General features: G+C 71.2%; 18 protein-coding genes. 5 read left to right on the top strand and 13 right to left on the bottom strand.

Features of this window, described 5'->3' with window-relative positions; all coding sequences use genetic code 11:
- Positions 1-67: 67 nt before the first annotated feature.
- Both ACPT94_RS06310 and ACPT94_RS06305 read right to left on the bottom strand, forming a co-directional pair.
- Positions 68-190: a hypothetical protein gene (locus ACPT94_RS06310; RefSeq protein WP_425245306.1), complete on the bottom strand. Its 123-nt coding sequence runs from the start codon at positions 188-190 to the stop codon at positions 68-70.
- A 47-nt stretch (positions 191-237) separates the two neighbouring features.
- On the bottom strand, positions 238-3,444 hold the full coding sequence (locus ACPT94_RS06305; RefSeq protein WP_425245305.1) for a tetratricopeptide repeat protein: 3,207 nt from the start codon (positions 3,442-3,444) through the stop codon (positions 238-240).
- Between the two features lie 158 nt (positions 3,445-3,602).
- On the opposite strand from ACPT94_RS06305, the gene ACPT94_RS06300 reads away from it, so the two are divergent.
- Positions 3,603-5,636: a thioredoxin domain-containing protein gene (locus ACPT94_RS06300; protein WP_425245304.1), complete on the top strand. Its 2,034-nt coding sequence runs from the start codon at positions 3,603-3,605 to the stop codon at positions 5,634-5,636.
- Between the two features lie 412 nt (positions 5,637-6,048).
- Here ACPT94_RS06300 and ACPT94_RS06295 read toward each other — a convergent pair whose 3' ends face one another.
- Positions 6,049-7,242 carry a glycosyltransferase gene (locus tag ACPT94_RS06295; protein WP_425245303.1) on the bottom strand — a complete coding sequence of 398 codons (1,194 nt, stop codon included), beginning with the start codon at positions 7,240-7,242 and terminating at the stop codon, positions 6,049-6,051.
- A complete protein-coding gene (locus ACPT94_RS06290) occupies positions 7,239-8,465 on the bottom strand; it encodes a glycosyltransferase (RefSeq protein WP_360350768.1) in 1,227 nt (408 codons plus the stop codon). The genes ACPT94_RS06295 and ACPT94_RS06290 overlap by 4 nt, the downstream gene beginning before the upstream one ends.
- A 651-nt stretch (positions 8,466-9,116) precedes the next feature.
- Here ACPT94_RS06290 and ACPT94_RS06285 point away from each other — a divergent pair.
- Together ACPT94_RS06285 and ACPT94_RS06280 are read left to right on the top strand one after the other, a co-directional pair.
- On the top strand, positions 9,117-10,544 hold the full coding sequence (locus tag ACPT94_RS06285) for an ArnT family glycosyltransferase (protein ID WP_425245302.1): 1,428 nt from the start codon (positions 9,117-9,119) through the stop codon (positions 10,542-10,544).
- A 75-nt stretch (positions 10,545-10,619) separates the two neighbouring features.
- Positions 10,620-13,106 carry a galactose oxidase early set domain-containing protein gene (locus ACPT94_RS06280; protein WP_425245301.1) on the top strand — a complete coding sequence of 829 codons (2,487 nt, stop codon included), beginning with the start codon at positions 10,620-10,622 and terminating at the stop codon, positions 13,104-13,106.
- Between the two features lie 2 nt (positions 13,107-13,108).
- Here the strand turns inward: ACPT94_RS06280 and ACPT94_RS06275 are convergent, their stop codons facing one another.
- The 4 genes from ACPT94_RS06275 to trhA all read right to left on the bottom strand — a co-directional run bounded on the left by ACPT94_RS06275 (position 13,109) and on the right by trhA (position 16,918).
- On the bottom strand, positions 13,109-13,840 hold the full coding sequence (locus ACPT94_RS06275) for a Mut7-C RNAse domain-containing protein (protein ID WP_425245300.1): 732 nt from the start codon (positions 13,838-13,840) through the stop codon (positions 13,109-13,111).
- A 33-nt stretch (positions 13,841-13,873) separates the two neighbouring features.
- Positions 13,874-14,509: a TetR/AcrR family transcriptional regulator gene (locus tag ACPT94_RS06270; protein WP_489686581.1), complete on the bottom strand. Its 636-nt coding sequence runs from the start codon at positions 14,507-14,509 to the stop codon at positions 13,874-13,876.
- 11 nt (positions 14,510-14,520) lie between these two features.
- Positions 14,521-16,080, bottom strand: a complete 1,560-nt coding sequence (locus ACPT94_RS06265) for an MFS transporter (RefSeq protein ID WP_425245298.1) — start codon at positions 16,078-16,080, stop codon at positions 14,521-14,523.
- A 124-nt stretch (positions 16,081-16,204) separates the two neighbouring features.
- Complete coding sequence (gene trhA, locus ACPT94_RS06260) at positions 16,205-16,918, bottom strand: PAQR family membrane homeostasis protein TrhA (protein WP_360350749.1); 714 nt, start codon at positions 16,916-16,918, stop codon at positions 16,205-16,207.
- Positions 16,919-17,208: 290 nt separating this feature from the next.
- Here trhA and ACPT94_RS06255 point away from each other — a divergent pair, with 290 nt between their 5' ends.
- Positions 17,209-19,032 carry a phosphoenolpyruvate carboxykinase (GTP) gene (locus ACPT94_RS06255; RefSeq protein WP_425245297.1) on the top strand — a complete coding sequence of 608 codons (1,824 nt, stop codon included), beginning with the start codon at positions 17,209-17,211 and terminating at the stop codon, positions 19,030-19,032.
- Between the two features lie 132 nt (positions 19,033-19,164).
- Here ACPT94_RS06255 and ACPT94_RS06250 read toward each other — a convergent pair whose 3' ends face one another.
- Positions 19,165-19,677: a GtrA family protein gene (locus ACPT94_RS06250; protein ID WP_360350744.1), complete on the bottom strand. Its 513-nt coding sequence runs from the start codon at positions 19,675-19,677 to the stop codon at positions 19,165-19,167.
- Positions 19,678-19,825: 148 nt separating this feature from the next.
- Here ACPT94_RS06250 and ACPT94_RS06245 point away from each other — a divergent pair, with 148 nt between their 5' ends.
- Positions 19,826-20,824: a glycosyltransferase family 2 protein gene (locus tag ACPT94_RS06245; protein WP_360350741.1), complete on the top strand. Its 999-nt coding sequence runs from the start codon at positions 19,826-19,828 to the stop codon at positions 20,822-20,824.
- 11 nt (positions 20,825-20,835) lie between these two features.
- Here ACPT94_RS06245 and ACPT94_RS06240 read toward each other — a convergent pair whose 3' ends face one another.
- The 4 genes from ACPT94_RS06240 to ACPT94_RS06225 form a co-directional block, all read right to left on the bottom strand.
- Positions 20,836-22,113, bottom strand: a complete 1,278-nt coding sequence (locus tag ACPT94_RS06240) for a glycosyltransferase 87 family protein (protein ID WP_425245296.1) — start codon at positions 22,111-22,113, stop codon at positions 20,836-20,838.
- The gene (locus ACPT94_RS06235) at positions 22,110-22,784 is read right to left on the bottom strand and encodes a tetratricopeptide repeat protein (RefSeq protein ID WP_360350736.1); all 675 of its coding nucleotides are present in this window, start codon (positions 22,782-22,784) and stop codon (positions 22,110-22,112) included. The genes ACPT94_RS06240 and ACPT94_RS06235 overlap by 4 nt, the downstream gene beginning before the upstream one ends.
- Before the next feature lie 233 nt (positions 22,785-23,017).
- Positions 23,018-23,443: an SCO4983 family protein gene (locus ACPT94_RS06230; RefSeq protein ID WP_360350733.1), complete on the bottom strand. Its 426-nt coding sequence runs from the start codon at positions 23,441-23,443 to the stop codon at positions 23,018-23,020.
- Between the two features lie 103 nt (positions 23,444-23,546).
- Complete coding sequence (locus ACPT94_RS06225) at positions 23,547-24,758, bottom strand: pyridoxal phosphate-dependent aminotransferase (protein ID WP_360350730.1); 1,212 nt, start codon at positions 24,756-24,758, stop codon at positions 23,547-23,549.
- Between the last annotated feature and the right edge of the window lie 861 nt (positions 24,759-25,619).

The raw sequence follows: 25,619 nt of genomic DNA, 5'->3' as shown, positions 1-25,619 counted from the left end.
GAGCTCCGCCCCGTGCGCGCCCATCGCGCCGCCCCGGCGCAGCCGCCTCGCCCTCGGCGAAGATGCGTCAGGCGAAGGCGCGGACGCGGGTGCGTGGGCGGCCGGGCGGGTCGGAGCCGATGAGGTCGTCCGGGGCGGCGACGCAGCCGGGGGCGGGCCGCAGCGCGTACGGCGGCCGAGCGCCCCTCACTCCTCCTCGGCCTTCGCTCCTCCTCGGCCTTCGCTCCTCCTCGGCCCTCACTCCTCCTCGGCCTTCACCGCCACCCCCATCACCTCCCGTGCGTGCCTCCCCGGCACCATGCCCAGGCGCCACGCCTGCCAGCCCGACTCGAGGCGCACCCCCCGCTCCAGCAGCAGTGCGTACGCGTCCAGGGACTCCGTGAGCCTGGTGTCCCGGAGCGGATGGGCGGACCGGGCCAGCCGGGTCAGTTCCTCCTGGGCCACCGCTGTGCCGACCTCGACGCCGCCGGGGGCCGCGTACGGCAGCAGGGTGCAACGGAGGAAACGGGCCCAGTCCTCGCCGCGGTGATCGCCGTAGGAGGCGAAGAGGGCCGCCGCCTCGTCACAGAGGGCGAGGGCCTGGGGGATGCGGGCGTTGCCCGCGTCGACGATCGCGAGTTCCAGGCAGGTCCAGGCCTCGCCGTGGGCGAGGCCGATGCGCTGGAAGTCGGCGCGGGCGTCCATGAGGAGCTGGCGGGCGAAGCCCGAGTTGCGCAGCGACCCCGTCTGCGCCGCGCGTTGGTCGCGCGTCACCCGGGCCGAGTGGTGGCGGGCGCAGGCCAGGCCGTAGACGTCGCGCATGCGGGAGAAGAGGGATCTGGAGCGTTCCAGTTCACGGACCGCCCGGTCGAGGTCGCCCGTCTCCTCCAGGGCGAGGCCCAGGTAGTACACCGTCCACGCCTCGCCGCGCGCGTCCTCGTTGTCCCGGTGGCGGGAGGCCGCGCCGCGCAGACCGTCCACCGCCGGGGACGGGTCGCCGGCGATGAGGCGGGCGCGGGCCAGCTGGGTGAGCGCCCAGGCCTCGCCGCGCCCGTCACGGGTGCGGCCGTACAGCTCGAGGGCCCGGCGCAGGTCGGTATCCGCGCTGGGGACGTCACCGCGGCGGAGGTGCAACTGGCCGAGCTGGTAGTGGGCCCACGCCTCGCCGTGCACCGAGCCGCCCTCGCGGTGCAGGACCAGGGAGCGGGTCAGCAGGTCCAGGGCCTCCGCCAGCCTGGCCCGGTCCCGTTCCACCGCCGCCAGCGCGTGCATCGTCCACGCCCGGTCCGTCGCCAGCTCGGGCGCGGCCTGGAGGTCCAGGGCCTCCCGCAGCTTCGCCGCCGCCTCCGCGAGACTGCCCTGGTGGTGCAGGGTGATGCCCAGCGAGCACAGCGCACGGGCCGCGCCCGCGTCGTGATGGGCCTGGAGATAGAGGTCCACCACCGAACTGAGCGTCGTGCGGGCCTTGTCCAGCTCGCCCAGCTGGCGGGCCGCGATACCCGTACGCCACTGCACGGAGTGCACCAGCAGGTCCTGGCCGACCGACTGCGCGAGCTCGCTGAGCTCACCGAGGCGGTAGAGGTCGCCGCGCAGCAGGCAGTAGTCGCACAGGGCGCCCAGCAGGCTCAGTACGGCCGCCTGGTCGAGGCCCTCCGCCTGCCGCAGGGTGGCGGTGATGAAGCCGGACTCGTCGTCCAGCCAGCGCAGCGCCTCGTCGAGGGAGGTGAAGCCGTGCGGGGTGAACCGGTCCGACCGCGTCGACATGTTGCCGTCGACCAGGCGCAGCACCGAGTCGGCGAGCTCGGCGTGGCTGACGATGAGACGTTCCTGGGCGGCCGTGCGGTCGGCCGGGTCCTCCTCGTCGGCGAGGCGGGCCTGGGCGAAGGCGCGGACCAGGTCGTGCAGGCGGTATCGGTCGCCGCGGACCCGGTCCACGAGCCCCGCCTGCGCCAGGGCCGTCAGATGACGGGTCGCCTCCGTGCGGTCGGTCGCGAGCAGGGCCGCCGCGGCCGCCGCGCCGAGCGAGGCCCGCCCGGCCAGCGCCAGCCGTCGCAGCAGCCTTCGGGTGACGTCCGGCAGGTCGGTGTACCGCAGCCACAGCGCGCGCTCGACCGGGTCCACCGGGCCGTACGCCCCCAGGTCCGACGCCAGCCGGCGCGGGGAGCGCGGGCCCAGGGAGGAGCCCGCCACCCGCAGCGCCAGCGGCAGCCCGCCGCACAACTGCGTGATCCGGTCGGCGGATTCGGCGTCGTACGGGCCCGAGGCGTCCTGCGCCGCCGCGCCCAGCAGCTCCTCCGCGCCTGCCGCCTCCAGGGGCCGCACCGGCAGGTCGTGCACCCAGGCGGACAGGCCGGCCGGCAGGTTCAGCGGCTTCCGCGCGGTGACCAGGACCAGGCTGTCGGAGCGTTCGGGCACGAGCGCGGCGACCTGCTCGGCGTCGCAGGCGTCGTCCACGATCACCGCCACCGGCAGCCCCGTCAGATGCTGCTGGTACAGCTCGGTCAGCCGCTTGACCTGCTGTTCCGGGGAGGAACGCTCACGGAAGAGCAGCTGCTCGCGGGGCGCGCCGAGCCGGTTCAGCAGATGCAGCAGCGCGTCCCGGGTGGACAGCGGAGCCTCCCGCGCGCTGTCCCCGCGCAGGTCCACCACGCACGCGCCCCGGAACTGGTCCCGCAGCTCGTGCGCCGCCCGCACCGCCAGCGCGCTGCGGCCACTGCCCGGCGCCCCGTGCAGGACGACCACCGTCGGCCGGGTCTGCGTACTGGCCCGGGCCGTCTGCACCCACTGCCGGATCCGCCCCAGTTCCTGCCGCCGCCCCGCGAACGGCCCGATCAGCTCGGGCAGTTGGGCGTACGACTGCTCCAGCACCGTCCGCCCGCGCGCCGCCGCGCTCTTGTCCGCGCCGCGCAGCTGCGGCCCCGGCTTCTTCGGCCCCGTCGTCGCGCTCAACACCCGCTGCTGGTCCAGGAACGGACGGATCCCGCGCACCTCCAGCGCCGTGAGCCACTGCAGCCTCAGCTGTTCCGGCCCGCCGGGCTGGCCGGCCTCACCCGCGCGGTGATGCGCGGCCGGCAGATGCGATCCGGCCACTTTCACGACGGTCGTCGCCGCGCCGACGACCCCGACGGCCACGCCGGCCCCCAGCGCCGTACCCGTGCCCGTGCCCAGCGCCAGGTCGGCGACGGCGGTCGTCACCGCCGCGACGCCCGCCACCAGCAGCGGAGCTCCGCCGCCGGCCTCGCGCGCGTACCGCTGTCCGAAGCTGAGCCGGCCGGCCTCCGTCTCGTCCACGGCCCGCGCGTACGCCTCGTACTCCTCGGCGGCGGTCTGCAGTATCGCGTCCAGTGCGCCCCGCGCCCGCGTCGTCAGCCCCTGCCGGTCGGTACGGCCGCCCGAGCGTCGTACCTCTTCCTCCACGGCCCGTTCCAACAGCCGCTCGGCTTCCGCCCGATGGCTGTTCCGCATGTCACGTCCCCCTTTGGCGACCACAGCGTGTCCCGGTCAAGTGTGCGGCGGCGGACGCACGGGCGCGAGGGTGCGAACGGGGTCCGATCGCCGGGGCGACGGCGGGTGGCAGGACGCCTGACACGTGCCCGGCGGGGTACTGCGGCAGGATGGATCCCATGGCGAACCGACTGGCCCATGAGACCTCCCCCTACCTCCTCCAGCACGCCGACAACCCGGTCGACTGGTGGCCCTGGTCGGCGGAGGCGTTCGAGGAGGCGCGCAGGCGGGGGGTGCCGGTGCTGCTGAGCGTCGGGTACTCGAGCTGCCACTGGTGCCATGTGATGGCTCACGAGTCCTTCGAGGACCAGGAGACCGCCGACTACCTCAACGAGCACTTCCTCAGCGTCAAGGTCGACCGGGAGGAACGTCCCGACGTCGACGCCGTGTACATGGAGGCCGTCCAGGCCGCCACCGGTCAGGGCGGCTGGCCGATGACCGTCTTCCTCACGCCGGACGCCGAGCCCTTCTACTTCGGCACGTACTTCCCGCCCGCGCCCCGGCACGGCATGCCCTCCTTCCGGCAGGTGCTGGAGGGCGTACGGCACGCGTGGAGCGACCGGCGCGAGGAGGTCGCCGAGGTCGCCGGGAAGATCGTGCGGGACCTGGCGGGGCGGGAGATCTCCTACGGGGCCGGCGTGGCGCCGGGGGAGCACGAGCTCGCGCAGGCGCTGCTGGGGCTGACCCGGGAGTACGACGCGCAGCGCGGCGGGTTCGGCGGGGCGCCGAAGTTCCCGCCGTCCATGGTCGTCGAGTTCCTGCTGCGTCACCACGCGCGCACCGGGGCCGAGGGCGCGCTGCAGATGGCCCAGGACACCTGCGAGCGGATGGCCCGGGGCGGGATCTACGACCAGCTCGGGGGCGGCTTCGCCCGCTACTCCGTGGACCGGGACTGGCTCGTGCCGCACTTCGAGAAGATGCTGTACGACAACGCGCTGCTGTGCCGGGTGTACGCCCATCTGTGGCGGGCCACCGGGTCCGAGCAGGCCCGGCGGGTCGCGCTGGAGACCGCCGACTTCATGGTGCGCGAACTGCGCACCGCCGAGGGCGGATTCGCCTCCGCGCTCGACGCCGACAGCGACGACGGAACGGGGAAGCACGTCGAGGGCGTGTACTACGTCTGGACGCCCGCGCAGCTCACCGAGGTCCTCGGCGCCGAGGACGCGGAGCTGGCCGCGCACCACTTCGGCGTCACCGCGGAGGGCACCTTCGAGGAGGGGGCCTCCGTGCTCCGACTCCCGCAGGACGAGGGCGTGTTCGACGCCGAGAAGATCGCGTCGATCAAGGAACGGCTGCTCGAGGCGCGGGCGACCCGCCCGGCTCCCGGCCGGGACGACAAGGTCGTCGCCGCCTGGAACGGGCTCGCCATCGCCGCGCTCGCCGAGACCGGCGCCTACTTCGACCGCCCCGACCTGGTCGACGCGGCTCTCGCCGCCGCCGACCTCCTCGTCCGGCTGCACCTCGACGACCGGGCGCGGCTGGCCCGCACCAGCAAGGACGGCCATGTCGGGGCCAACGCGGGGGTGTTGGAGGACTACGCCGACGTGGCCGAGGGCTTCCTGGCGCTGGCCTCCGTGACGGGAGAGGGGGTGTGGCTGGAGTTCGCGGGGTTCCTGCTCGACCATGTGCTGGCTCGCTTCGTGGATCCCGAGTCGGGGGCGTTGTACGACACGGCCGTGGACGCGGAGCGGCTGATCCGCCGGCCGCAGGATCCGACCGACAACGCGGTGCCCTCCGGGTGGTCGGCCGCGGCGGGGGCGCTGCTCTCGTACGCCGCCCACACCGGCTCCGAGGCGCACCGCTCCGCGGCGGAGCGGGCGTTGGGGGTCGTGAAGGCGCTGGGGCCGCGTGTGCCGCGGTTCATCGGGTGGGGGCTCGCGGCGGCCGAGGCTCTGCTCGACGGGCCGCGTGAGGTGGCCGTCGTCGGACCTTCCGCCGACGATCCCGGGACGCGTGCGCTGCATCGGACCGCGCTGCTGGGGGTCGCGCCGGGGGCGGTGGTTGCCTGCGGCACGCCGGGCAGTGGTGAGTTTCCGCTGCTCGAGGGGCGTGAGTTGGTCGATGGTGGGCCTACTGCGTATGTCTGCCGGAGGTTTGTCTGCGAGATGCCGGTGACGGATGGGGAGGGGTTGCGAACGAAGCTCACTCCGTGAGGGTTCGCGGGGGCGGGACCGAGGAGGGGGGTTCTGTGCGTCGCGGGGTGCGGGTTCGTTGTGGCTGGTCGCGCAGTTCCCCGCGCCCCTTGGGTGGGTGTCCTCGCCGGAGTCAGCAGGGCCTCGCGCGCCCCTTGGGTGGGTGTCCTCGCCGGAGTCAGCAGGGCCTCGCGCGCCTTGGGTGGGTGTCCTCGCCGGAGTCAGCAGGGCCTCGCGCGCCCCTTGGGTGGGTGTCCTCGCCGGAGTCAGCAGGGCCTCGCGCGCCTTGGGTGGGTGTCCTCGCCGGGGCAGCAGGGTCCCGCATCCCTGAGGTAGGTGTTCCGGAGGCCCGCGGCCCTGAGGCGCTGCTGTCCCTGCCGGGTGTGGCGACGGGGCCCCGGGGCCCGCGGACCCCGGCCCCCGCGGCGGGCGGTCAGCCCAGTGGGTCCGGGATCGGTTCCGGTACTGGGTCCGGGGTGGGCCTGGTGGTCGTCGCCGGGGGCCGTTTCTGGAGGCGGCGGTAGAGCCAGCGGTCCACGACCAGGAAACGTGCGGTGAAGACGATCGCCATGGCGAGGGCCGTGGCCGGGAGGGCCGTCATGCCGCCGGTGCCGATGAGCAGGGCGGCCAGCGGGATGCGGGCGAGCAGGTCGATGTTGCCGACGGCCGCGAAGGACAGGAGTCGTACGTCGCGTCGGCGGTGGCGGCGCTGGTTGCGGTAGACGAAGGAGTCGATCAGGGCGAAGTTCCACAGCAGCCCGGCCTGGTTGGCGATGATCTCCGCCGGGGCGTAGTGGAGGCCGGGGGCCCAGGTGGTGAGGAGCCAGAGCAGGGCCAGGTTGGGGACGAAGCCGGAGAGGCCGATCAGGCCGAAGACCACGGCGCGGGCACGGGGGTCGGCGGTGCGCAGGGTGATGAGGTGGCGCAGGAAGCGCATGCCCTCTCGGGCCGTCGACTTGGACTCGCCGGCGTGCCGCTCGCCGAACGCGTACGGCACCTCGGCGATGCCGCGCGGACGGCACCGTACCGCCAGTTCGAGGAGGATCTTGTAGCCGAGGGGCTGCAGGCCCTCGTCCTCCGTCGACGCCCGGTCGACCGCGGTGCGGCGGATGGCGAAGAAGCCGCTCATCGGGTCGGTGAGGCCGCTCAGGGCGCGGGGGAACAGGGACTTGGTGACCAGCGTGGAGGTGCTGGAGACCAGCTTGCGGTAGCCGCCGTCGAGGCCGCCGCGGTCGCCGCCGGCCGCGTAACGGCTGGCCACGACCAGTTCGGCGCCGGTGGCCTCACCGCGGGCGATCAGTTCGGGGATGAGTTCCGGCGGGTGCTGGAGGTCGGCGTCGATGACGACGATCCAGGGCGCCGAGGCGCGGGCGATGCCCTCGACCACCGCGCCGCCGAGGCCGCCCTCGGGGACGGGCCGGTGGTGCAGGATCACCGGGACGGGGCTGTACGCCGCCTCCTCCCGGACGACCTCGCAGGTGCGGTCGGTGGAGTCGTCGGCGAAGACGACCTCCGCGCGCGTCCCGGCGGGGATCGCGTCGGATATGCGGGACAGCAGCTCGTGGATGTTGTCGGCTTCGTTGAAGGTCGGGACGACGATGGACACGTCGGCGGGCAGCGCCGTCACCGTGCCTCCTGGGGCTGCGGGGTCTGGACGGGGAGGTGGGCGCCGACGTGCGAGGTCAGCTCCCAGTCGCGGCGCCCGGTGTACTCGCGCCACACGGCGCGCAGCGCGGCGGCCGCGAGGATCACGGCGTACACGGGGCCGCCGAGGATGAGCTTGGCGTAGTGCCCGAAGCCGATGCGGAAGCCGTACTCACGGCCGAAGTCGTGCAGGGCGACCGCCTCGAAGACGATCATGGCGACCATCGGCAGCATGGGCAGCCAGGCGAACATCGAGAACGGCAGCGGAACGCCGCCGATGACGGCGAAGAGGACGCCGAGCGGGATCATCACGCCGGTCGCGGCCTGCACGAACGGGGTGCTGAGCGTGTAGCGGGCGAGCATCCGCTGGCCGAAGCCGGGCAGTTGACGCCACTCGCCCTTGCGCAGCACCTGGAGGAAGCCCTGGTTCCAGCGGGTGCGCTGCTTGTAGAGCGCCCTGACCGAGTCGGGCGTCTCCTCACGGGTGACGAGCGCGGAGTGGTAGGCGACGACGACCTTGGCGCCGCCACTGGACAGCCGGACGCCCAGGTCGCAGTCCTCGGCGAGGCAGTCGCCGTCCCAGCCGCCGGTCTCCCGCAGCAGCGCGGACCGGACGAAGACGGTGTTGCCACCGAGCGGGATGAACCCCTTGCGGGCGTGCAGGTGCAGCCGGCTGCGGAACCAGAAGAAGTACTCCAGGCAGTTGCGCAGGCTGTACCAGCTGCTCTGGTAGTTGATCAGCTGGACGCCGCCCTGGACGACGTCGGCGTTCTCCCGCCGGAAGGCGAAGTCCACGTGGCTGAGCAGCTCGGGGTGGACGACGTCCTCGGCGTCGAAGACCCCGATGACCTCCCCGCGGGCGTGCGGCAACGCGGTGTTGAGGGCGCGGGGTTTGTTCTTCTTGGCGTGGGTGTCGACCACCGTGCGCACCTTGTCGGGGTGCTCGGCGGCCAGTTCGTGGGCGATGGCGGCGGTGCCCGGGTCGTCGTGACCGACGATCAGCAGGATCTCGTAGTCCGGGTGGTCGATGCGCAGCATCTGCTCGACCGTGTGCCGCAGGACGGCCTCCTCGTGCCGGGCCGGGACGAGGAGTGAGAAGGACAGGTCCGACCTGCCGTCGGGTGTGGCGAAGGCCGTCGACTCCAGTGTCTCCGGGGTGCGCCAGGCATGGAGCATCCACCACAGGGTCATGCCGGCGGCGGCCATGAGGACGATCGAATCGATGAAAAGAATGGCGGAGACCACGAATTCCCCCCTCGGTCTTTCTTGGTCATCCTTGAACGTGTGAACGATGGTTCATCTCGTACAGGTGCTCGGAATGCTTCCGTCCGTCTGCGACCCCCCGGCCGACGGTCTTCCAGAACGCTCGCGATCCTTGCACGGCCCTTGGCGACGGGCCGGTTCCCAGCCGGTTCCCCAGTCCGGTTTCCCGGAGTTTTCGCGCATGATCGAAGTGGGCCCCGCGAGCAAAGTAGGGCCGAAGTTAGCAGCTTCGGCATTTCCCCCGCAATGTGGTCTCGTCGTGATGATCCCCGCCGCAAGCGGAATCGCAGATTCTGGTTATGTCGGGGCGAAAGGTGTGCCATCATGCTCCGGCATGCCTGATTCCGGGGGGTTTCAAGGGGGAGGCCCCCAGGCTGCCATCAAGCCCAGAAGTGGGTGGGGGGATTCCGTATGGGGACTGCAATACCGCACACACGTGCGCGTGATGCGTCCGAAACAGATGCTTTCGAAGGTTCTTCTTCCGTTTCCCTGCTGACACCCGGAGATTCCGGTAGTGGGCATTCCGTCATACCCGGGAGCGTGTTACGGAAGGATTTTCTCTGGGTTGCGCCCGTATTCCTCGCCGGACTCCTCGTGAGGCTCCTGGGAATCGGCAATTACCCATTCCCGAACGATGACGAGGGCACGTATCTCGCGCAGGCGTGGGCCGTACAGCACGGTGAACTCGCGCACTACACCTACTGGTACGACCACCCGCCGCTGGGCTGGATGCAGCTCGCCACCGTCTCCTGGCTGCCCAACTGGCTCCTGCCCGACCTGCCCACCTTCGTGCAGGGACGGATCGCCATGCTGCCGGTGGCCGCGGCGGCGATGGTCCTGGTCTATGTGATCGGCAGGCGCCTCGGGCTCGCCCGCCCCACGGCCGCCGCGGCGATGCTGCTGTACGCGCTGTCGCCGCTCGCCGTGGTGCTGCACCGGCAGATCTACCTGGACAACTTCGCCGTCCTGTGGGTGCTGGTGTCCTTCGCCTTCGCGCTGTCGCCGCGCCGCCATCTGTGGCACCACGTCGCGGCCGGCATGGCGTTCGCGGTGGCGGTGCTCTCCAAGGAGACCATCGCCGTCCTGCTGCCCGTGCTGCTGGTCACCCTCTGGCAGGGCAGCCACCCCAGCACCCGCAAGTTCTCCTTCGCGGGCTTCGCCTCCGGGTTCGTCCTGACCGGCCTGTTCTATCCGCTGTACGCCCTGCTCAAGGGCGAGTTGTTCCCCGGCGCCGGACATGTGTCGCTGCTCGGCACGCTCAAGTTCCAGCTCGGCGGACGCGAGGGCAGCGGCTCGGCCTTCGAGGAGGGCACCGACGCCCACCAGCTGTTCACGGACTGGCTGGACCGGGACCCGTACCTGCTGATCGGCGGCGCCGCGGCGGCCCTGTGCGCGTTCGCGGTACGCCGGCTGCGGCCCGCCGCCCTCGCCGTCCTCGTCCTCGCGCTGGTCGCGCTGCGGCCCGGCGGCTATCTGCCGCAGATGTACATCGTGCAGGTCCTGCCGTTCCTGGCGCTCACCCTGGCCGGGCTCACCCAGGCCGTGATCGCCCGGCTGCCCGGCAAACCGCATCTGCGGACCACCGCCGCCCTCGCGGCCGTGGCCGTGGCCGCGGTACTCGCCGGACCGCACTGGTACGAACGGGACCGCGCCGCCACCAGCGCCGACGACAACGGCGTCTACCACGACGCCGCCCGCTGGCTGCGCGAGACGCCCGTCGGCGACCGCGACCGGGTCCGCATCGTCACCGACGGCGTGCTGTGGCTGGACGCGGTCGACGCCGGCTACCGCCCGGGCACCGGCGTCATCTGGCACTACAAGCTCGACCAGGACCCGGCGGTCACCAAGACGCTGCCGCACGGCTGGAAGGACATCGACTACGTCGTGTCCACCGCCGCCCTGCGCGGTGAGCGCGAGCATCTCCCCACCCTGCGGGACCTGTTCGCGCACGGCACCCCCGTCGCCACCTTCGGCGAGGGAGGCGGCCGGATCGACATCCTCCGCATCGAGAACGACGAATGACGCACCACCTGTGAACAGGGCCTGCCGGACCGACGGCAGGCCCTCAGGGGGCCCGTGAACAAGGGGGGACTCACCATGTACCGAGCCCGAAGACCAGCACGGCGGCCTCTGCTGCCGCGCGGGAGAACACCGCGTCTGCTGCTGACAGCCCTCATGCTCTTCGCCGCCGCCCTCGGGCTCAGCCCGCTGGGCGCCCAACCCGCCACCGCCGCCGCCAATCTGGTGAAGAACCCGGGCCTGGAGATCCTCGACGGGCCCTCCCAGTTCCCCCAGTGCTTCGAGAAGTCGGGCTGGGGCGACAACGACCACACCTTCACCGTCACCGGCGACGCCCACAGCGGCAGCCGAGCCGTCCGTATCGAGCTGACGCGGCGCGGCGACGGCGACCGCAAGACGATGATGCTGGAGAACTCCTGCGCCCCGCAGGTCACTCCGGACCACCAGTACGACCTGTCGTTCTGGTACAAGTCCACGACGCCGAACGTGGCCTTCACCCTCTTCCGGCACGACACCCAGCTGGGCTGGGTCTACTGGACCGACCTCAAGACGCTGGAACCGTCGGCCGGCTGGACCCGCACCGAGGTCCGCACCCCGGTCATCCCGCCCCACACCGACCAGGTGACCTGGGGCGGCGCCCTCTACGGGGTGGGCGCCCTCACCACCGACGACTACGCCATGACGGACGCCACCGTCCCCTCCGGCCCCGACCCCTGCGCCACGGGCGGCACGGGACCGCAGTGCAAGGGCGAGTGGACCGTGCAGACCGCCCGGATGCCCGTGCGGGCGATGCACTCGGTGCTGCTGCGCACCGGCAAGGTCCTGCTGATCGCCGGCTCCGGCAACAACCTCGACATGTTCGAGGCCGGCACCTTCAAGACCTCGCTGTACGACCCCGTCACCGGCGGCTACACCGACATCCCGACGCCGGAGGACTTCTTCTGCGCCGGACACGTCCAGCTCCCCGACGGCCGTGTCCTGGTCGTGGGCGGCAACAAGGACTACGCCGCACCCGACGGCAGCGTCGGCTACAAGGGCCTGCGGACGAGCTACGTCTTCGACCCGGCGCAGAACAAGTACATCAAGGTCAACGACATGCTGGCGGGCCACTGGTACCCGTCGGCGACCGCGATGGGCAACGGCGACGTCATCTCGCTGGGCGGCCTCGCCGAGGACTCCTCGGGCACCGTCGTCAACGAGCACTTCTCCTACGCCCAGAACAAGTGGCTTCCGCTCGGCGAGGCCAAGCAGGCCTGGTCGTTCTGGGGCCTGTACCCGTCGATGATCCTGCTCCAGGACGGCCGCCTCTTCTACACCGGCAGCCATGTCTTCGGCAACGGTCTGCCCGGAACCGGCGCCTCCGTCTACGACTACGACGCCGGGACCATCGCCGAGGTGCCGGGCCTGCGCAAGAAGGACGAGCGGGACCAGTCCATGTCGGTGCTGCTGCCGCCGGCCCAGGACCAGAAGGTGATCACCATCGGCGGCGGCAACCACACCGTCTCGCCCGACGCGCACCGGCTCGTCGACCTGATCGACATGAAGGCCGGCTCACCGCAGTACGTGCCCGGGCCCGATCTGCCGCAGGGCCACTACAAGGACGGCACTCCGCAGACCGGCGGCCAGGGCAAGGTCTACGTCTCCGCGGTCATCCTCCCGGACGGCAAGGTCCTGGAGACCGGCGGCGCCCTGCACACCTACCGCGAGGACCCGGTCTTCGAGGCGTCGATGTACGACCCGGCGACCAACAGGTTCGAGCCGGGCCTGGCGACCGACCCGGTCCCGCGGACGTACCACTCGTCGTCCCTGCTGCTGCCCGACGGCCGTGTCCTCAGCGTCGGCGACAACCCGGGCGACGGCTCCTTCGACCAGCGCGTGTCCATCTACAAGCCGCCGTACCTGTTCAAGGGCGACCGGCCGCAGATCACCTCGGTGGCCGGCACCACCTGGGCGTACGGCACCACGCAGCGCATCACGGTCGACAAGCCGGTGGTGAAGGCGTCCCTGATCCGCCCGGCCGCCATCACCCACTCCTCCGACCCCAACCAGCGCTACGTCGACCTGCCGATGACGGTCGAGGGCAACACCATCGACCTCAGTCTGACCAGCAACCCGAACCTGGCACCGCCCGGCTGGTACATGCTGTCGGTGGTCGACGCAGGCGGCGTGCCGTCGGTGTCGAAGTGGGTGCGGATCGGCGCGGACGGCCAGGTCGCGGCGGCCCGGGTCCAGGCGTTCGCGGACGATCTCAAGGAGGTCCCCGCGAGCGAGACGAGCACGGTCAGCCCGGAGAGCAGCGCCCGCAGCGACCACCGCAACCACCAGGGCCACAAGGGCATGAAGATGCCCGCCGGCTTCGACGGCTGCGACCACTCCTACGGCGCCATCAGCCAGTGCGTGCCGTGGACCTTCCCGAAGAAGGCGAAACAGGTCGCCGAGCGGTGCGACTGGCTCCAGAAGCAGGGCTACGGCACCGGCCTGAAGGTCCACGGCCGTGACCGTCACGGCCTGGACCGGAACAAGGACGGCATCGCCTGCGGAAGGGGTGACGTGCGGAAGGAGTAGGGCTAACGCTCGCCCGTGAACTCCGCCAGGGCGCGCTCCACGATGGCCTCCAGCTGTTCGTGGTGCGCGCCCTTCCAGTACGCCCGCCCGCACTCCCGGCACTGCGCGAACACGTCGTACGACCGGTGCGTGCCGTGCTTCAACTGGTCGGCGACCTCGTCCTTCGTGGCCTCCTTCAGCAGTCCGTTGCAGGCGGTGCACCGCGTCCACGGGCGCAGCTCGGGCGCGAACCGGTCGAGGACGTCACGGAGTTGGTCGTCGGGGCGGGTGCTGTAGACGAACGCGCCGGCCCACAGCTCGCGGCGGCGCAGCAGGCCGCGGTCACGGCTGAGCATGACCCGCTTCTCGGCCGCGGAGCGGGCGGCGAGCGCGGGATCGCCGATGTCGGTCGACTCGTAGGCCGTGTCCACGCCGAGCAGCCGCAGCCGGCGGGCGAGGGTGCCGAGGTGGACGTCGAGGAGGAAGCGCAGCGGCGCGCCCGCGACCAGCTGGGGGCGGGCGACCGGGCGGACGCTGACCGACTCGCCGTGCGCGGGGATGTGCGAGACCGGCACCTCACGGCCGTCGACGACCAGGGCGCCGACCTCGGTCAGCGGGACGCCGAGCGACTCGACGACATGGCCGAGGGTGGAGACTCCGTCGACGGCGAGCGCGTGGGCGCCCCCGCGCCGGGTGTGCGGGACGAACAGGGCCAGCTCGGGGGCGACTTCCACGTGGATCTCGGGTGTGCTCACCCGGTCAGGATGTCACGGGCGAGGGCTGCGGCCTCAGGAGTTTTTCGGGGTGAGGCCGTGTTCCAGGACGTCCAGGGCCTGGTCCACGAGGCCGCGCAGGTCGCCCTCGCAGCCGTTCTCGGCCCAGTACATGTTGACTTCCATCAGGCCGCCGAGCAGGGACATCGCGTGGACGCGCACCTCAAGGCCCTCCGGGTCGAGGCCGGAGCGCTCGGCGATGGCGCCGCGCAGCAGCCGCGCGGTCTCCGACATGCTCTCGTAGATCCGGGAGCGGACGGCGGGGACCTGGATCGCGAGGTGCGCCCGCATCCGGACCGCCTCGGGGTCCTCCGCCATCAGCGCGTCGATGGCGATGTGCATCACGTGCCGCAGCGATTCCGTCCACGACTCGTCGGCGGGCCGGGAGCGCAACTCCTCGACCATCAGCGGGTCGTACTCGTCCGACAGGACGATGTCCTCCTTGGTCGGGAAGTACCGGAAGACGGTCGACGGCGACACCTCGGCCCGCTCGGCGATCTGCTCGATCGTCGTGGCGTCGTACCCCTGCTCCTTGATCAGCCCGTATGTCGCGGCGCGGATCGCCTCGCGGGTCTTGATCTTCTTGCGTTCGCGAAGTCCCAGCTGAGGGCGGTCGGCGGGGGAGGAGAAGGGGGAGCGTGCGGCCGTCATGGGGTTCATTGTCAGGCATCCTCCACGGCGGCGACCATGTCGGGGGCGGCACGGTCCGGGCGGCGCGCGGGTGTCGCCCTCGGCAGGAAGGCCGCCGCCAGCAGCGCGGAGACCAGGGCGGCGATGCCGCACACCAGCAGGACGACGCCCATGCCGTGGACGTACGCGCTGTCCGCGGAGGCGGCGAGGTGGGCCGCGTGGATCTGCTCGGCGATCAGGTGCGCGGCGACCACGGAGTCACCGGCGGTGTCGGCGGCCTGCGCGGGCACTCCCGTGACATCGAGCCGGTCGCGGAAGACACCGGCGAGCAGGCTGCCCAGCAGGGCGATGCCGATCGCGGCGCCGACCTGGCGCAGCGTCATCAGCAGCCCCGAGCCGCTGCCGGCCCGGTCACGGGGCAGGGTGCCGAGGGCGCCGTCCATCGCCGGCACGACGGAGAAGCCGAAGCCGACGCCGGCGATGGAGAGCCACAGCGCGGTGAAGCCGTAGCCGGAGTCGACCGTCGTACGGCTGCCGAGCAGCGCGGCGAAGGCCAGCACCACCAGGCCGGCGCTCACCACGGCACGCGGACCGAAGCGGGCGACGACCGGCTGCGCGCCCCGCGCGGCGACCATCAGACCGCCCATCATCGGCAGCAGGCGCAGACCGGTGCCGAAGGCGTCGTGGCCGAGGACGGCCTGGAGGTACGGGGGCAGCACGAACAGCAGGCCGGACAGGACGAACATCACCAGGGTCGCGGCGAGCGTGTTGAACAGGAAGCCGCGCTGGGCCAGCAGCGTCATGTCGAGCATGGGGCGTTCGGCCCGCCGCTCGCGCAGCACCAGGGCGGTGAGCAGGACGACGGCCGCGGCGAACGTCCCCAGGACGAGCCCGTCGCCCCAGCCGCGCTCGGGGGCCTCGATGATCGCGTAGATGAGGGCGCCGAGGCCGGTCGCGGTGAGCGCGGTGGACAGGACGTCGACCCTGGGGGAGGCGGGGTCGCTGGTTTCGGGGAGCAGGAAGACGCAGGCCGCGATGCCGATCGCGGCCATCGGGACGTTGACCAGGAAGACCGAGCCCCACCAGAAGTGGTTCAGCAGCCAGCCGCCGATGATCGGGCCGAGCGGCAGGCCGAGCGCGGAGGCGGCGGAGATGACGCCGACGGCCTTGGTGCGCTCGTCGGGGCCGAAGAGCGAGGGCAGCACGGAGAGCGCGAGCGGGGTGACCAGCGCGCCGCCGACGCCCATGAACGCCCGGGCCGCGACGACCCAGTTCACGTCTCCTGCCAGCGCTCCCACCACCGAGCCCGCGAGGAAGATCCCGAGCCCGGTGATCAGCATCCGGCGCCGCCCGAACCGGTCGCCGAGGAGGCCCGAGGGGAGCATCAGCGCCGCGAAGACGACGACGTAGGCGTCCGCCATCCACTGCTGTTCCCCGGTGGTGGCGCCCAGGTCGCGCGCCATCGTCGGCAGCGCCACGTTGAGGATCGTCATGTCGAAGCCGAGCGTGAGCATGCTCGCGACCAGGGCGCCGAGGGCCCACCAGCGGCGGGGGTCGCGCCCCGCCTCGGAAGCGTTCGTGACAGTAACCATGAAGTGAGAGTAGCTCTCAAAATTGAGAGACTGTTAACTGATGGTGGCTCTTGGGGGCGGGAATCGGACATGCAAAAGGGCCACGGCGTGCAGCCGTGGCCCGAAAGGTGGCGGAAAAGTGTCGCTACGCGTGCTGGTACGCCACCAGCGAGATGCCGACGTAGTGGACGACGAACGCGGCGAGGGTGAAGGAGTGGAAGACCTCGTGGAAGCCGAACCAGCGCGGTGACGGGTTCGGCCGCTTGATGCCGTAGATCACGCCGCCCGCGCTGTAGAGGAGACCGCCGACGACCACCAGGACGAGCACGGCGATGCCGCCGGTGCGCATGAAGTCCGGCAGGAAGAAGACGGCCGCCCAGCCCATCGCGATGTAGCAGGGGGTGTAGAGCCAGCGCGGGGCGCCGACCCAGAAGACCCGGAAGGCGATGCCCGCGAGCGCCGCGCCCCAGATGCCCCACAGCAGCCACTGTCCCTTGGTGTCCGGCAGGAGCAGCAGGGTGAGCGGCGTGTAGGTGCCCGCGATGATCAGGAAGATGTTCGCGTGGTCCAGGCGGCGCAGGATGCCGTCCATGCGCGGGGTCCAGTCGCCCCGGTGGTACAGCGCGCTCACGCCGAACAACAGGCAGGCGGTCAGGGCGTAGATACCGCAGGCGATACGGCCTCTGGCGGAGTCGGCCAGCGCGGTGAGCACGAGGCCTGCGATGAGGGCGGCCGGGAACATCCCGAGGTGCAGCCAGCCGCGGAGCTTGGGCTTGACCGGATGCGGCAGGGAGAGCGCGACGGGACCGCGGCCGTCGGCCGGCGTGTCCGTGGGCGCGTCAGGGGCGGACGCAGTCATGCACCAAATCGTACCTACGGAACCGTAAGTTACGCCCCCATCAGGCGAGATGACGGGCGAAGAGTGGCCATCATCTCACGCCCGGCCGTGGTCACGGAGCGGGTCCGGGTGAACACGTGGCGAGCCTCACCCTGCTCATCTGTGACGTCCTCTGGACAGATGCGCTCATGCGTCGGATGATCAAATGAGTGCAGTCGGCACCGGATGAGCGCTCAGCAGCTCGCTGCGAAGTATCCGGGCCGCGGCCCCCACGGGGCAGACAGAACAAAATCCCTCACTTAGGAGCGAACGTGGCGCGCGACATCGCGGCTCCCCCCGTCATCCCCACCCAGCATCAGGAACTGATCTCGTGGGTCAACGAGATCGCCGAACTGACCCAGCCGGACAACGTGGTCTGGTGTGACGGATCCGAGGCCGAGTACGAGCGACTGTGCGAGGAGCTCGTCCAGAAGGGCACCTTCCGGAAACTCGACCCGATCAAGCGCCCCAACTCCTACTACGCGGCCTCCGACCCGACCGACGTCGCTCGCGTCGAGGACCGCACCTTCATCTGCTCCGAGCAGGAGCAGGACGCGGGCCCGACCAACCACTGGAAGGACCCCGCGGAGATGCGGGAGATCTTCACCGGTGAGAAGGGCGTCTTCCGCGGCTCCATGAAGGGCCGGACGATGTACGTCGTCCCGTTCTGCATGGGCCCGCTGGGCTCGGACCTCTCCGCGATCGGCGTGGAGATCACCGACTCCGCCTACGTCGCCGTGTCCATGCGCACCATGACCCGCATGGGACAGCCCGTCCTCGACGAGCTCGGCTCCGACGGCTTCTTCGTGCGTGCCGTGCACACGCTCGGAGCGCCGCTGGAGGAGGGTCAGGAGGACGTCCCCTGGCCGTGCAACAGCACCAAGTACATCTCCCACTTCCCGGAGACCCGGGAGATCTGGTCCTACGGCTCCGGCTACGGCGGCAACGCGCTGCTCGGCAAGAAGTGCTACGCCCTGCGCATCGCCTCCGTCATGGCCCGGGACGAGGGCTGGCTCGCCGAGCACATGCTGGTCCTCAAACTGACGCCCCCGCAGGGCGAGTCCAAGTACGTCGCCGCGGCCTTCCCCAGCGCCTGCGGAAAGACGAACCTCGCCATGCTGGAGCCGACGATCTCCGGCTGGACGGTCGAGACGATCGGCGACGACATCGCCTGGATGCGCTTCGGCGAGGACGGCCGTCTCTACGCCATCAACCCCGAGGCCGGCTTCTTCGGCGTCGCGCCCGGCACCGGTGAGCACACCAACGCCAACGCGATGAAGACGCTGTGGGGCAACTCCGTCTTCACCAACGTCGCCCTCACCGACGACGACGACATCTGGTGGGAGGGCATGACGGAGGAGACCCCGGCCCACCTGACGGACTGGAAGGGCAACGACTGGACGCCCGAGTCCGAGGCCCCGGCCGCCCACCCCAACGCCCGCTTCACCGTCCCCGCCTCGCAGTGCCCGATCATCGCGCCCGAGTGGGAGGACCCCCGGGGCGTGCCGATCTCGGCGATCCTCTTCGGCGGGCGGCGCGCCACCGCCGTACCGCTGGTGACGGAGTCCTTCGACTGGAACCACGGCGTGTTCCTCGGCGCCAACGTGGCCTCCGAGAAGACCGCCGCCGCCGAGGGCAAGGTCGGTGAGCTGCGCCGCGACCCGTTCGCCATGCTGCCGTTCTGCGGCTACAACATGGGCGACTACATGGGCCACTGGATCGACGTCGCCAAGGACAAGGACCCGGCCAAGCTGCCGAAGATCTACTACGTCAACTGGTTCCGCAAGGACGCCGAGGGCAGGTTCGTCTGGCCCGGCTTCGGCGAGAACAGCCGCGTCCTGAAGTGGATCGTGGAACGCCTGGAGGGCAGGGCCGAGGGCGTCGAGACGCCGATCGGCATCCTGCCGACCAAGGACGCCCTCGACACCAACGGCCTCGAACTCGCCGACTCCGACCTGGAGTTCCTGCTCACGGTCGACAAGGGGGTCTGGCGCGAGGAGGCCGCCCTGGTCCCCGAGCACCTCAACACCTTCGGCGACCACACGCCCAAGGAGCTGTGGGACGAGTACCGCGCACTGGTGCAGCGCCTGGGCTGAGCACGCCCCCCAAGACGCCGCGGCCGGCTCCGATCGTGCCCTGACCAGCAACATCGTCACGGTCGGCCGCGGTGACAGCACCACGGACCGGCGAGGCCCCGCACAACGGCGTGTGGGGCCCTGGGCCTGTCGTCACCGCTCCCCGTCCGCCCCGACGGGAGGGATGACGGCAGGCCCTCGCCTGTTCGGGACCTTGTCGCCGGCGGGTCTCGGTTCCGCGAACACCCACAGCCGCAGCAGCGTGAAGCGCAGCGCCGTCGCGGCGGCGTTGGCCACGATCAGCGCGCCGATCTCCACGCGCGGCGCGTCCGACAGGGTCCGGTGCGCCACGGCGAGGGCGCCGCTGCTCAGCGCGAGCCCGGCGACGAAGGCCACCAGCCCCTGGAGGTGGTGCCGGGCGGCCCCCTCCGCGCCCTGCACCCGGAAGGTGAACCGGCGGTTGGCGGCGGTGTTCGCCACAGCGGTGACCAGCAGCGCGACCAGATTGGCGGGCTGGGCGTCGAGCGCGGTCCGCAGCGCCGCGTACAGGCCGAGATAGGCGGCGGTGGACAGCAGCCCGATGACCGCGAAGACCGGCAGCTGCCGGGTGACCCGGGCGCGGCGGGGCGTGCGGGCGTGCCGGACGGGCTCGGTGGGATTCGGCATCGGTTACGGCACCCGGGGTTCGTAGGAGGTGTGTCGGTACGCGGCACGTGTGTCTGTGCGTGCTGAAACAGCCTCAGATTATATGGTAACTGGGTAATTCGGGCGCATTGCTGCGCCCGGCCGTTCCAGAATGAGCTGGGATCGCCGAATGATCGATGTGGACCACGACCCGACCGACCGGATCGAGTCGTCCGTTGAGTTGTCGGTCGTCATTCCGATGTTCAACGAGGAAGAGGCGCTGCCGGCGCTGGTGGAGCGGCTGCGGCCGGTGCTGGACGCGACAGGAGAGGAGTACGAGGTCGTCGCGGTGGACGACGGATCCACGGACGGGACGGCCGAACAGCTGGCGCAGCTGCGGGCCGCCTGGCCACAGCTGCGGCTGGTGCGACTGCGCCGCAACAGCGGACACCAGGCCGCGTTGACCGCGGGCCTGCACAGCGCCCGCGGCGCCTACGCGGTGAGTCTCGACGCCGACCTCCAGGACCCCCCGGAGAAGATCCCCGAGATGCTGGCCCTCGCCCGCTCCCGGCACCTTGACATCGTCTACGGCGTACGCGCCAACCGCTCCAGCGACACCGGCTTCAAGCGCCACACCGCCGGCGCGTACTACTGGCTCATGCGCCGGCTGGTCGGCACCCATGTCTGCGCCCAGGCCGGCGACTTCCGCCTGCTGTCGCGCAACGTCCTCGACGCCCTGAAGGCCCTGCCCGACCAGCCGCAGGTGTACCGGCTCCTCATGCCCTGGTTCGGCTTCCCCAGCGGGGAGGTCACCTACCGCCGCGACCCACGCGTCGCCGGTCGTACCAAGTACCCCCTGCGCAAGATGATCCTGCTGGCGGTCGACAGCATCATCGGCTTCTCCGTCGCCCCGCTGCGGCTGGCCATCTGGCTCGGCGCCCTCGCCTTCTGCGTCTGCCTCGGGATGCTCGTGTACACCCTCGGCGTGCACGCGGCGGGGGACACCGCCCCCGGCTGGACCTCCCTGATCATCGCCGTCCTCTTCGTGGGAGCGGTCCAGCTCCTCTGCCTGGGTGTGGTCGGCGAGTACATCGGCCGCATCTACACCGCCGCCCAGCGACGCCCGACCTACTTCGTCGCCGACGACAGCGGCATGGCCATCGCGAGGCAGGCCCGCAAGACGCTGTGACGGAGGGGCCGTCACGTCCTGGCCGGCTCGGCCGTGTTCCCGTCGGCGGCCCGCCGGCCGGGCACGGCCGGCGCCTGCGGTCCGCGGCGCAGCTCACCGGCGGTCGTCCGCAGCAGGGACAGCAGCGCGAGCAGCATCAGCGCACTGTGCGCCGGCATCGACAGATACGGCGCCAGGCTCGCGGAGACGCACTTCAGGTAGCTGCCGAACGAGGCGAGCTGCACCAGCACCGGCACGTACCAGAGCCGCCGGGGCAGTGCGAACGCCGTGATCACGGTGAGCACGTCCGCGACGTAGAAGTACCGCTCGTGCATCGAGGGCAGCAGGAACGGCACCACGACCGCGGAGCAGGCGGCCAGCAGCACGATCCGGGTGTCCGTCAGTCCCGGCACCCCGGGACCGCAGTCCGGCGCGCCGGTCCGGCCGCGCCGCAGGAACCAAACGGCCAGTCCGGTCAGGAGCGACACGATCGCCGCCGCGACCAGCACGCCCGCGGTGCGGACGCCGTCGGTCTCACCGGGCACTGACACGAACTCGTAGAGGGACGGCGCCTGGAGGGACAGGAGCTTGTACGTGTCCGTCTGCCGGGCGTAGACCGTCAGCAGCGGCCACGGGTCGGCGCCGAGCAGGAGGGCCGGGACGTCGAGGGCGAGGTACGCCCCCGGAACGGCGAGCAGGCACCGCCACGGCACCCGTCCCACCAGCACCAGGACGAGCAGGAAGGGGAAGAGGAAAACGGCCTGGAACTTGACCGCCAGCGCGATCCCGAAGAAGGCGCACGCCCACCACGACCGCCGGCGCAGCACATGGTGGATCCCACCGGCCAGGAAGGCAGCGTAGATGCTGTCGCACTGTCCCCACCATCCGCTGTTGGTGACGACGGTGGGCAGGAAGAGCACCACCGCGGCCGCGCCGAGGGCCGCCCAGGAGGGCGTGGGCCGGAGCCGGGACACGATCCGGAAGGTGTAGTACGCCAGCACCAGGTCGAACAGGATCGAGACGCACTTGATGCCCGTCAGCGCCGGCAGCGGCAGATAGGTCAGCGCGGACAGCACGTAGAGGTAGGGGACGTTGTAGTCCGAGAAGCCGGGCTCGGCGAGGGCGCGGAACCCGCCCTGGCTCGCGATGTGGCGGTACCAGGGGTCGAGAAAGGTGAGGTAGTCCCCCGACTCGTCGGGCATCAGGAGGACGCGCGTCGAAAGGGCTGCCACCACCGTGGTGTACACGGTCAGCGCCATCACCGTCGGATCGGCCGTGGGCCGGCGTGGGGCCTCGGTGCTCGACGTCATCTGGTGCTCCCTGCCGGGCTCGATTCGGGTGAGGGGTCGCGTGAGAGGTCGGGTGAAGGGTCGCGTGGGGGATTCAGGGAATCCCGGAAGGATTCCGGCACGAGAGAACGCAGCGAGGGATCGCCCGCGACGGCACGGCGGTATTCGTCCGCGGCCTCCTCGTCGCGGTCCTTCCGCGCCCAGATGTCTCCGAGATGCAGATGTGCCGTGTTCGCTTGTGGATCGATGCCGAGGGTGCGTTCCAGGAGCCCCATGGCGCGGTCGGGATCGCTCGATTTCAGCAGGATCGCCTCGTTGAAGAGAGCCGACTCGAATGACGGGTCGATCTTCAGGGACTTCTCATAGGCCGAAAGGGCTTCGTCCGTGCGGCCGTCCTCGTGCGCGATGACTCCCAGGTTGTACCAGGCGAACTTGTTCCGCGGGTCCAGTTCCAGCACGCGCCGGTAGGTTTGGACAGCCCCCTTGGAATCGCGGTTCTGCTGCTGCAGAATGCCGGCCTGCAGGAGTACGTCGACATTCTCGGGCTTCTGGTCCGCCGAGTTCTCGGCTGCCGCCGTCCGCGCCTCGGATTCCGGGGCCGCCGCCGAGGCGGAATGAATCGCCCACGCCATCGTTCCGGTGGCTGCCGCGGCCGCACCGGAGAGCACCACCAACAATCGCCTACGTTTCACCGTGTCACGTTACGAAGCCGTGTCGACGGCGTCGCCGCTCGGCGGGCACGCGAGATACGCGGTCCACCTGAATGCACGCACGGAAACCACCTGAATGCACGCAGGGAAATGCCCGAATGTATGCAGGGAAATACGCGGATGTGCGCAGGGAAAGGAGAGAAAAAATGGCGCCCGGTCCGCGCGTCGCTGCGGGTGCACGCGGACCGGGGCCGTTCACGGGACCCCGGCAGGGGTCAGCCGGCGGCGGTCAGTTCCTGCTCCGCCAGCGCGGCGGCGTGCGCGTCCATGCGCTCCGCCGTCAGGATCGCCGCGGCCGTGTCCGCGCGGGACGCCGCGACGACGAGCGCGCGGCCCGCCAGGGTGTGCGCCCGCTCGTGGAGGGCCGCCGGCGGCGGCTCGGTCCGGTCGGCGGCCGGGGTCGTACGGACCGGCGTCCGCCCTCCCCGCAGCCGGGCCACCTGCTGCGCGAGCCGTTCGGCCGCGGTGTCCAGATCGGTGGACGGTGCCAGCGCGCGCAACTCGTCGGTGACGGCGAGCAGCGCCGCGAGATGCCCCGCGAGCTGGATGTCCAGCTCCTCCTCGCGGGACCGGTGGGGGAAGTCGGAGGTGGTGCCGGCCATCGTGCTGTGGACCGACTTGGTACGGATCGGTTCGTACATGAGGATGGCCTCCCGTGCTCTGACAGGAAGCCATCCTAGCTTGGATTTCGTCTAAAGTTGAGCGGATCGCAAATCCGGACCGGTCCATCACCGGCCGTGAGCGTCAGGGCTGGCTGTAGCCGTCCAGGAAGCGCGCGATCCGGCCCATCGCGTCCCGCAGGTCCGTCACCGTCGGCAGCGTCACCACCCGGAAGTGGTCCGGTTCCGGCCAGTTGAAGCCGGTGCCCTGCACGACCATGATCTTCTCCCGCCGCAGCAGGTCCAGGACCATCCGCCGGTCGTCCTTGATCTTGAACACCGTCGGGTCGAGACGCGGGAAGAGGTACAGCGCACCCTTCGGCCGGACGCAGGTCACACCCGGGATCCGCGTCAGCAGCTCGTACGCCGTGTCCATCTGCTCCTTGAGCCGCCCGCCGGGCAGCACCAGGTCGTTGATGGACTGCCGTCCGGTGAGCGCGGCCACCACGCCGTGCTGGCCCGGCATGTTCGCGCACAGGCGCATGTTCGCCAGGATCGTCAGACCCTCGATGTAGGAGTCGGCGTGCGCGCGCGGGCCGGAGATGGACATCCAGCCGACCCGGTAGCCCGCCGCCCGGTACGCCTTCGACATGCCGTTGAAGGTGAGGGTGAGCAGGTCGGGGGCGACCTTCGCGGTCGGAGTGTGGGTGGCGCCGTCGTAGAGGATCTTGTCGTAGATCTCGTCCGAGCAGACGAGGAGGTTGTGGCGGCGGGCGATGTCGGTCAGACCCCTGATCATCGCCTCGTCGTAGACCGCGCCCGTCGGGTTGTTCGGGTTGATGATGACGATCGCCTTGGTGCGGTCGGTGACCTTGCGCTCGACGTCGGCGAGGTCCGGCATCCAGTCGGACTGCTCGTCGCAGCGGTAGTGGACGGCCGTGCCGCCGGAGAGGGAGACGGCGGCGGTCCACAGGGGGTAGTCCGGCGCCGGGACGAGGACCTCGTCCCCGTCGTCCAGGAGCCCCTGCATCGCCATCACGATCAGCTCGGAGACGCCGTTGCCGACGAAGACGTGCTCGACGTCGGTCTCGATGCCCAGGGTCTGGTTGTGCATGACCACCGCCCGGCGCGCGGCCAGCAGGCCCTTCGCGTCGCCGTAGCCGTGCGCCGACGAGACGTTGCGGAGGATGTCCTCCAGGATCTCCGGAGGGCACTCGAAGCCGAACGCGGCCGGGTTTCCGGTGTTCAGCTTGAGGATGCGGTGCCCCGCCGCTTCCAGGCGCATCGCCTCCTCGAGAACCGGGCCCCGGATCTCGTAACAGACATTGGCGAGCTTGGTCGACTGGATCACCTGCATGTCTGGGAGCTTAGGGCTCGCCGACGCGTCCCGGGGGGTGTTTTCCGCCACGTGAGACGCCTGCTTTGGGGGGATATCGGCGTCCGCTGTCCCAGGCGCCCCACGGGTATCTACAATCCGCGGCCATGTCCAGGCCAGGTGAGAGTGGGATCCCCCGGGTGCAGCCGAACGTGTACCTCCCGGACGAGGGGGCCGCGCCGGCGTACGAGGCGTACGCGGATCCGGCCGCCGCGCACGGCTGGCAGAACGCGTACGACGAGACGACGAGGTTGCCCCGGGTCACGGAGGCCGGCGCCGACGGTGCGGGGGGTGGCCGTGCGAGCCGTCGGCGCGCGGCTCGCCGGCCGCGCCGCGTGGCGTTCGCCGTGGGGACGGTGGGGGTCGTCTCCGTGGCGGCGGTGATCGCGGGGGTGGCCTTCTCCGGGGGCTCCGACGAGGAACGGCAGGGGCGGCAGGGAGGTGCGCGGCCGGCGTCGGGGGAGCCGGCCGAGTCCACCCCCGCGTCCGTGTCCCCGTCCCCGTCCGTCTCCGCGTCCGGGGGTGCGGACACGGGTCCGGCGCGTGGTGCGTCGTCCGGGGCGACCCCTTCGGCGGGGGCCACGGCGTCCAGGGCGCCCGTGGCCACGTCCTCGGCCGGTCCGCCTCCGAGTTCCGCCCCGGCCGCTGTGAGCTCTGCTCCTGACGCGGGCTCCGGCAAGGGCAACGGCAGGGGGCGTGGACAGGGGGCTTCCAAAGGGCCTCGGTAGGTGAGTGGCGCCGGTGGCCGAAACATGATCCTTGTCCTCCCCTCTACTCGCGTTGAGAATGTGCATGACAAATCAGTGGCGGCCGGAAGATCTCCGGTCGCCTTGTCGTAAGAGG

The organism is Streptomyces aurantiaciflavus, from assembly GCF_049808595.1.
Lineage (GTDB): Bacteria > Actinomycetota > Actinomycetes > Streptomycetales > Streptomycetaceae > Streptomyces.
This window is presented reverse-complemented; position numbering and strand designations above follow the sequence as displayed.